Origin of the sequence: Pedobacter sp. HMWF019, from assembly GCF_003061025.1 — a bacterium.
Classification (GTDB): Bacteria; Bacteroidota; Bacteroidia; order Sphingobacteriales; family Sphingobacteriaceae; genus Pedobacter.
In genome coordinates, this window is sequence record NZ_QAIL01000556.1 from 1 (window position 1) to 8,507 (window position 8,507).

At 38.5% G+C, this 8,507-nt stretch carries 4 protein-coding genes; 3 read left to right on the forward strand and 1 reads right to left on the reverse strand.

Features of this window, described 5'->3' with window-relative positions:
* Positions 1-401 precede the first annotated feature (401 nt).
* Positions 402-2,285 carry a 7TM diverse intracellular signaling domain-containing protein gene (locus DBR11_RS27175; RefSeq protein WP_108555687.1) on the forward strand — a complete coding sequence of 628 codons (1,884 nt, stop codon included), beginning with the start codon at positions 402-404 and terminating at the stop codon, positions 2,283-2,285.
* Positions 2,286-2,297: 12 nt separating this feature from the next.
* A complete protein-coding gene (locus tag DBR11_RS27180; RefSeq protein WP_199233979.1) occupies positions 2,298-4,757 on the forward strand; it encodes a ThuA domain-containing protein in 2,460 nt (819 codons plus the stop codon).
* Here the strand turns inward: DBR11_RS27180 and DBR11_RS27185 are convergent.
* Positions 4,728-5,567, reverse strand: a complete 840-nt coding sequence (locus DBR11_RS27185; protein ID WP_108555688.1) for a ThuA domain-containing protein — start codon at positions 5,565-5,567, stop codon at positions 4,728-4,730. The two genes, DBR11_RS27180 and DBR11_RS27185, sit on opposite strands and share 30 nt — an antisense overlap.
* 352 nt (positions 5,568-5,919) lie before the next feature.
* Between DBR11_RS27185 and DBR11_RS27190 the strand changes: the two genes are divergently transcribed.
* On the forward strand, positions 5,920-8,507 hold a 2,588-nt coding region (locus DBR11_RS27190; protein WP_108555689.1), incomplete at its 3' end, for a SusC/RagA family TonB-linked outer membrane protein.

Below are 8,507 nucleotides of genomic sequence, written 5' to 3' on the forward strand. Positions count from 1 at the left end.
GAATAGGGGAGTGTCTGGATGGAACAACCCTTTCTTTTTTTATAACCAGATTCAATTAAACATCTAATTATTCTGCCTTTTTTTCCCTTAATATTTACGCCCGGCTCGAATAAAATATTATTATTTTATATAAAATAACTGTGCTTAAAGCGTATCAACCGTTTTTTATTATCGGCTGGTGTCTACTCCAATTCCATTTTTTACCACAATTTTTTATTTTTGTTTTTGTGTTTTAAGCGTATTGTTTTGTGTTTAAAGTGTTGTTTTACAGTATTTTTATTGTTTGTTTTAAATGAAAACTACATTAAATTTACGGTTGCAGATCAAAAAACACATACCCTATCTCTGAACGAAATGATTCGTATTTAAATACAATATATTGTTTGCAAAGTTTAAAATTAATGCCAGATCGTCATCGTTTATCCGAACTTTATAGTTCTGTTAGAATCTTTACCTTAATTCTGATCTTTACTTTGTCGTTAAGCCATAGGCTTATTGGTCAGGAAGTTGTCGCTGTTCGTGATCATATGCCTCATCATATTATTTCCTACGGAGAAATTGATTATCTGGAAGATAAGTCCAATGTTTTGACCCTTGAAGATGTTTTGAAACCATCAATAGCATCTAAATTTAAGCCAAACAGAAACTATACACCCAAAAATTACAATTTAAGTTCAGCCTACTGGTACAGGTTTAAAATTAAACACAATAGTTTAAGCCGGAAAAACTGGATCCTTGAATTTTTTGATCAAAGTATCCATAACATCAGCTTGTATGTTCCAGACAGTCTGGGGAAATACAGCACTTTTTATTTTGGAACCGCATATCCCTTTGGAGAGCGACAGTACCAGCATAAAAATTTTACTTTTGACCTTAATAACGATACGGATAAAGAATTGACCTACTATGTCCGGCTTAAATCTTCCCAGTCTGTGGGAGCGATTATCGTACTCAGGGATGTGCATTGGTTTATTAAATATGCATTGAATGAGTATTTGATCTTTGGATTGTTTTACGGAATGGTCATTGTTTTTAGTTTGTATAATCTGCTGATGTTCTTTGCCATTAAACAACGGCAGTATCTGTATTATGTGCTTTATAATTTAAGTATCGGCCTATATGAAATGAGCAGTGACGGAATTGCTTTTCAATATTTGTGGCCCAACCAACCCTGGTGGAATGAATATGGATTCGGTTTTGCATTGTTCTTTAGTAGCATTTTTGGTCTGCTTTTTACTTTAAATTTTCTGTATGTTAAATCGAAAGCACCAAAACTATATCGTTTGATTATTGGGATGATCATTTTGCGTTCCCTGTTTTTTATACTCTGTCTATTTAACAAAAATCTTTTTAGCTATAAGCTTATAGAACTTGTTCCTTTGCTGCTTGCCTGGGGAACTGGAATTTATATCTTCAGGAACAGATATCGTCCTGCACGTTTTTTTGTAATGGGCTATAGTTTTCTGCTCCTAGGCTTTGTGATCAAAATTTTATTGCTCCTTAATATAAGATGGCTACCCTATGGCCCTTTTACCTATTACAGTTTAAGTTTTTGTTTTGTTATTGAGATGATCCTGGTCTCCTTCGCAATTGGCGACAGTGTCCGGACATTAAGAAGAAAAAAAGACAAAGCGCAGAAGCGCATTATTGACCAATTGCAGATCAATGAAAAACTGAAAGATACCCTCAACAGGGAGTTGAGCTCTTTAGTTGATGAAAGAACGAGAGAATTGGTAGACAAAGCCTCAATTATTGAAAAGCAGAATGAGGAGATTTCGATGATGAATGCTATGCTTGAAAAAGACAACCAGGAATTGCATACCAATATAGAAAAAGTAACCAGGGCAAGAGTAATGTCCCATGAAGTAGATTTTGCAGAGTTTAGCAAGATATATCCGGATAGGGAAACTTGTTTTAAATACCTTTCTGAGTTGAAATGGTCTAAAGGATATGCTTGCAGGAAATGTAGCAATGAACAATACCTGACCGGATATCTGCCCTATAGCAGAAGATGCACCAAATGTGGATACGATGAATCAGTTATAGCTTATACTCTTTTCCAGAACAGCCGGATTCCGATCAATAAAGCCTTTTATATGCTTTTCCTTGTGTATTCTACAAAAGGAAAAATTTCTTCTCATAAATTATCAGAACTGCTGCTGATACGTCAAAGTACTTGTTGGTCTTACAATAGTAAAATGCAGAAGGTGCTGGAAGAAAGGAAAAAGGAACTGAAAAATGCAGGAGATGGGGGATGGAGTAAACTCGTATTAGAATCTAATTAAATGCCTTTTGTTATGAAGAGATTAGTTCAGGTTTTATGGTTTATAGGCATTCTGTTTGGCTGTTATGGTACAGGATGGGCTCAACCAGTTATTTACGTAAACCAGGTGGCTTACGATTCAGCAGGAAGCAAGATGGCTGTTGTTGCATTTGATCAATTATCTGACCAGACCACTGAGTTTCAGGTGGTAGATGCCTCTTCACTTAAAATTCTGTATAAAAGCAAATTGAATGGTCCTTTTAAATTGAAAGAATGGGATATCAATAAAACCTATTATCAGGCAGATTTTTCTCGTTTCCATCTGAATGGAACATATAAGGTTTTACTCACAAAGCATGGGAAATCCTGGTCTTCAGTATCCTTCAAAATTGGAGAAAATGCCCTTGCCAGAATCACATTGCCTGCACTATTACATTATTTTAGAAAGCAGCGGGCAAATACATCTGAAGAATGGAAAGCTGATGAGCACGTGCAGTTATATGGCAGTGAGCAAACAGTAGACTTGAGAGGTGGTTGGTGTGATGCTTCCGGAGATGTAAGTAAATACTTTTCTCATCTTGCTTATGCGAATTTTATGTCTCCCCAGCAGATCCCCTTGGTTACCTGGTCATTGGTTAACACCGCAGAAAAAGTTCCGAAACTGCTGAGAGAACTTCACCTTCAGGACTCCATTAGAGAAGAAGCGATATGGGGAGCTGATTATTTGATGCGTTCCTTGTCCGGAGAGGATTTCTTTTACATGACTTTGTTCAGTTATTTCAGTAAAGATCCAAAAGACAGAAGAGTAGTAGGATTGCGGGCCAACAGTGTGACCACTAAGGAGTATCAATGTGCTTTCAGAGAAGGTGGGGGAATGGCTGTTGCTGCATTGGCCCGGATTTCCAGATGGAAACTAAATGGCATGTTTACTTCATCACAATATCTTAAAGGCGCAGAAAGGGCTTATGCGCATCTGCTTAAAAACAATGATAAGTACACAGATGACGGGAGAGACAATATTATTGATGACTATTGTGCTTTAATGGCGGCCACAGAATTGTGGATATCAACAGATCGTGGTTTTTACAAGGATGAAGCCAGGAGATTTGCTACGCGGTTGAAAGCAAGACAAACCAGACTAGGTTACCTCCTGGCAGATGACGGGATCCGCCCATTCTGGCATGCATCTGATGCAGGTTTACCAGTTGTTGCCTTAAACAGGTATTTAGAAAAGGAAAATGAGCCGGTATTCAGAAATAGCGCCTCTGAAATGATTAAAAAAATACTAGACGATCAGATTCGCTTATCCAAAAATATAGAAAATCCTTTTGAGTATGCGCGTCAAAGGTTTCTTTACCAGGGGAAATTAAAGGATGGATTCTTTATTCCTCATGAAAATGAAACGGGCTGGTGGTGGCAGGGAGAAAATGCCAGATTAGCTTCTTTAGCTACATCTGGGTTTTTAAATGCAAATGGCCATGCGCTGACGAAATTTGCTTATAACCAATTAAACTGGATCTTAGGAATGAATCCCTTTCAAAGGTGCTTTATGTATGGATTTGGTCAGAAAAATGTGCCTTACATGCATTCTAGTTTTGGGCATGGATCAGAAACAGGTGGGATATCCAATGGGATTACCGGAAGGGAAAAGGATGGTCGTGGAATCCTGTTTAAAGAAGAGGATAATGGCAATGAATGGCGCTGGACAGAACAGTGGCTTCCGCATGCAGCCTGGTTTTTACAAGCTGTAACAGCAACGGTTAAAGAAGATTCAATACCTTCTGTAGCCAGAATCAATAAACCACGTTTTCGTGTGCTGGCATTTGCAGAAAATGGGGGTCACCATTTGGCCTATTCAAAGGCAGCGAGAGTCTGGTTGGATAAACTGGCCGCAGACAGTAGTTTTAAGATAGACTATGTTCAGGACACACATTTGTTTAGTGACTCATTTTTGGCCAAATACCAGTTGCTTATCCAACTGGATTATGTTCCATATGGCTGGAAAGCACAAGAGATGGCTGCTTTTAAAAAATATCTGCATCAAAAAAAGGGCGGCTGGATTGGCTTTCATCATGCTACCCTACTTGGTGACTTTGACGGCTATAAAATGTGGCCCTGGTTTTTCGAATTTATGGGTGGGATACAATTTAAAAACTACATACCCGATTTCTCCACCGGAGAAGTCAATGTAGAGCAAACGAATCATCCTGTTACGAAAGGAGTGCCCAGGAATTTTACGATAGAAAAAGAGGAATGGTATACCTACAATAAAAGTCCCAGATCAAATGTAGAAGTCCTTGCCTCAGTTAACGAAGATTCTTATCGTCCGGGATCCGATATTAAAATGGGGGATCACCCGGTCGTCTGGACAAATCCTAAGATTGGAGCCCGAAATGTATATGTTTTTATGGGACATGGACCTGAATTATTTAAGAACCCTGCTTATACCACATTATTCCGAAACTCAATTTTTTGGGCTGCCCAGCCACAATAATGCATTAATGATCATCCTGTTTTGGGTAGGATTATCGAAAGTATGTGAAAGGTCTTTATTGGTATGATGTTCATAATCAATATCATTATGCCCCATATTCAGATAGATCATTTTGTATTTCCTATTGCTCCAGACCACTGGATAATAACCACTGTGCCATATTTCATTAGCTTTAGGACCTGTTCCCAAAGGAAAACTCGTGCTGTCTATAGCAAGCAGAATATCAATGTCAGGATCCTGACGGAGGTCTTTTTCCCAGCGATACCATTCATTAGGAGATGATTTAAAAGTAAGAGCGATTCCTTTCATTGCAGGATGTCTTTTGTTCACCACCCGCAATATGGCTGATGTAGGACGCCAGGTATTACTTCCATAAGACCCAGAGCCCAGAAAATGGTTGTGATACCAATCCCAATTGTCTGGATAAGTTGATTTTTCCAGAGCAAAAGCGGAGAAATGAAATCCCATCCACGCACCCCCATTGCTCATGTATTGTTTAAAAACTTCTCGCTGTTCAGGATCTTCAGGTCTGGTATCAAGAAAAAGTACCACCTGATACTGTGCCAGAAATTTAGCATTCAAATTAGACCAGTTTGAGGTCGAATCATAATCAAAACCATATTTTGAGGCCATCTTTGGAAACCAGGTATTGGCTTCGTGTACAAAACTGATGTGCGCCTGATCGTTTGCGGCGGTATAAAAAGCAATGACTTTAAATTTGTTTTTCTGAGCTTTTACAGTAAGACTTAAACACAAAGAAAGAAACAAACTGATGAGAATCAGCCCTCTGATCTGCCGGAAATTGTTCATGATTTTTTTATTTAAGAGAATTACCTGATCAAATATATAATCTTTTAGGACAAAAACACATCTCCTATATTTTGAATATGCCATTTAAATAGGTTTAAATGCTGTTTTTGACCCGTGTTTATAAGTTTTTTTGATTTTTTTTCGTGCTTTTTTACCGTATCAAACGTAAATATTCAAAATAGAGTAAGGACATCATAATCAACGAAAAAGCAGTTTGTTATTTGTGTTTTAAGCGTATCAATATTATTTATAAGTATCTGAATTACAATTAATTATGAAATATTTTTCTTGTTCATATGCATTTATTCAAATAGTTTTATCCCACCAATTTTAATTCTAACCAAATAAGCAAATGAAAAAAAGAATTACTCTTCTAATTGTATTCTTTCTAACCAGCTGCGTACTGGCCTTCGCTCAGGACCGTACGGTAAAAGGTATTGTGAAAGACAAACAAGGAACACCAATACCTGGTGTATCCGTAAAAATCAAAAATTCCAGAATCGGTGTCTCTACCGGAACTGATGGAAACTATTCAATTTTAGCATCAGGAAATGCAACTTTAATCTATTCTGCAATTGGTTATTCCACTAAAGAAATTTCAGTAAATAATCGTAACCAAATTGATGTGGGACTTGAGGAAGAATCTAAGGGGCTGTCTGAAGTGGTGGTGATTGGTTATGGCACCACGACCAAAAAAGATGCAACCGGGGCTATTTCCAGTATAAAAGCAACACAACTGGAAAATGAGAATCCTCAAAGTGTAGCTGACATTCTAAAAGGCAATATTGCCGGTCTTTCAGTAAGTTTGAATACCAGTGCCAAGGGAGGCGGAGATTTACTCGTTCGGGGAAAATCAACCTTAACTGCAGGCAGTTCACCATTGATCGTATTGGATGGAGTGATCTATAACGGACAGCTTTCTGATATTAATCCTAATGATATTGAAACTGTAGACGTACTGAAAGATGCGAGTTCGTTGGCCGTATATGGAGCTAAAGCTGCAACCGGGGTAGTCGCTATTACAACAAAAAAAGGAAAGGGAGACAAACCGACGATCACATTTAACACAAATATCGGTTTGGCTACTCTTGCACAGAATATGCAACCTTATACCGGGCAGGGATTTTTAGACTGGAGAGCTGATGTTATGAGAAGTGGGGGAGCAACTGCAACTTATCTGTACAATGATCCTAGAAATTTACCCTCGGGTATAACGATGACGCAATGGTTGAATGGTCAGACAGGAGATCCTGTAGACCTATGGCTAAACAGGCTTGGACTTACCGCTAATGAAAAATCCAATTATCTTTCCGGGAAAACCGTGAATTGGTATGACGAGATTTTCAGAACCGGTTTGCGCCAGGATCATACCCTGAGCATGAGCGGCAAGAAGGATGAAATCAGTTATTATATGTCTCTCGGGTATCAGAAGAATGAAAACCTGATAGAGGGAGGGCAATTCAGTACCGTGCGTGCAAGAGTTAATTTAGAGGGACAGGCCGCCAAATTTATGACGATAGGACTTAACGCACAATATGCAGACCGCGATGAAGGCGCTATAGAAGCAGACTGGAATCAATTGATTAGTCTATCTCCTTATGGCGATATGTATAATGCGGACGGAACTTTGAGACGTATTCCGACAGATGATAACGGTTTGAATGCAAGGAATCCTTTCTTGAATATGACCTATAACGAAAGAATGAATCGGCAGAATACTTTATTCGCCAGTTTGTATACAAAAATTAAACTGCCTTTTGGAATTACTTATCAGCTCAATTTTAGTCCTGGTATTGATATGTACCGCACATTTGATCATGCTTCTTCTAAAAACCCTAATGTGACCACTCCCGGCGGTTCGGTTACGCGTGCAAATGAAACCCGTTACAATTGGCAAGTCGATCACCTGCTAAAATGGAATAAAACTATAGGAGTTATTCACAATTTTGATGTGACCTTACTGGCCAATGCGGAGAAGTATCAGACCTGGTGGACGCAAGCAGGAAATGAAGGCTTTGTACCAGGCGATGTTCTAGGCTACCATAACATTGCCAGTGGTATTAAACCATCTGTAAACAGTGAAGATAAAGTGTATACAGGAGATGCGCTTATGGCAAGGCTAAACTACAGCCTGATGCAGCGGTACAATCTAACACTATCCATAAGAAGAGATGGCTATTCCGTTTTTGGTGCTAACTACAAAAGAGCGACTTTTCCTGCCGCTGCCTTTGCCTGGAATTTTACGGAAGAATCCTTTATGAAATCACTTACCTGGTTGAATTATGGAAAACTTCGTATATCTTATGGCGTTAACGGTAACCGGGATCTGCGTAATCCGGATAACAATACTGTAGAGCCCTATGCAGCACTGGCAACACTTGGCAGTGATAAATACCAGACTGTTGATGGCAGTGGAACGGCATCAAGTGTAAATACTTTGGCTATAGGTTCAAGAATGCCAAATGCCAATTTACAATGGGAACAGACCAAAGCTTTAAACCTAGGACTCGACTTTTCTTTTCTGAGTGATAGAATCAGTGGGTCTATTGATGTTTATGATAAAAAGACAAATAATCTTTTGGTTAAACAAACCGTACCAAATGTTACCGGTTATGCTTATGTCTATTCAAATCTTGCAGAGATCAGGAACAAAGGAATGGAGGTAAGTTTAAACAGTAAAAATATCACAGATGGAAAGATAAAATGGAATACCAATTTTAATTTTTCCTTTTCAAGAAATAAGATTGTGAGTTTGGCCTTGCCGGCAGATGATCCAGGAAATGGTTGGTTCATAGGAAAAGATATTGATGTGATCTGGGATTATAAAGTTGTTGGCGTTTGGCAGGAAAATGAGATGGCCGAAGCAGCAAAATACACCAAAGCGGCAATTAAACCTGGTGATTTTAAATTAGAAGATGTTAATGGAGATTATTCCTATAG

What these genes read in the sequence shown, in the direction of transcription:
- DBR11_RS27175 (WP_108555687.1), top strand. Translation starts at nt 402, where the DNA reads ATGCCAGATCGTCATCGTTTATCCGAACTTTATAGTTCTGTTAGAATC.
- DBR11_RS27180 (WP_199233979.1), top strand. Translation starts at nt 2,298, where the DNA reads ATGAAGAGATTAGTTCAGGTTTTATGGTTTATAGGCATTCTGTTTGGC.
- DBR11_RS27185 (WP_108555688.1), bottom strand. Translation starts at nt 5,567, where the DNA reads ATGAACAATTTCCGGCAGATCAGAGGGCTGATTCTCATCAGTTTGTTT.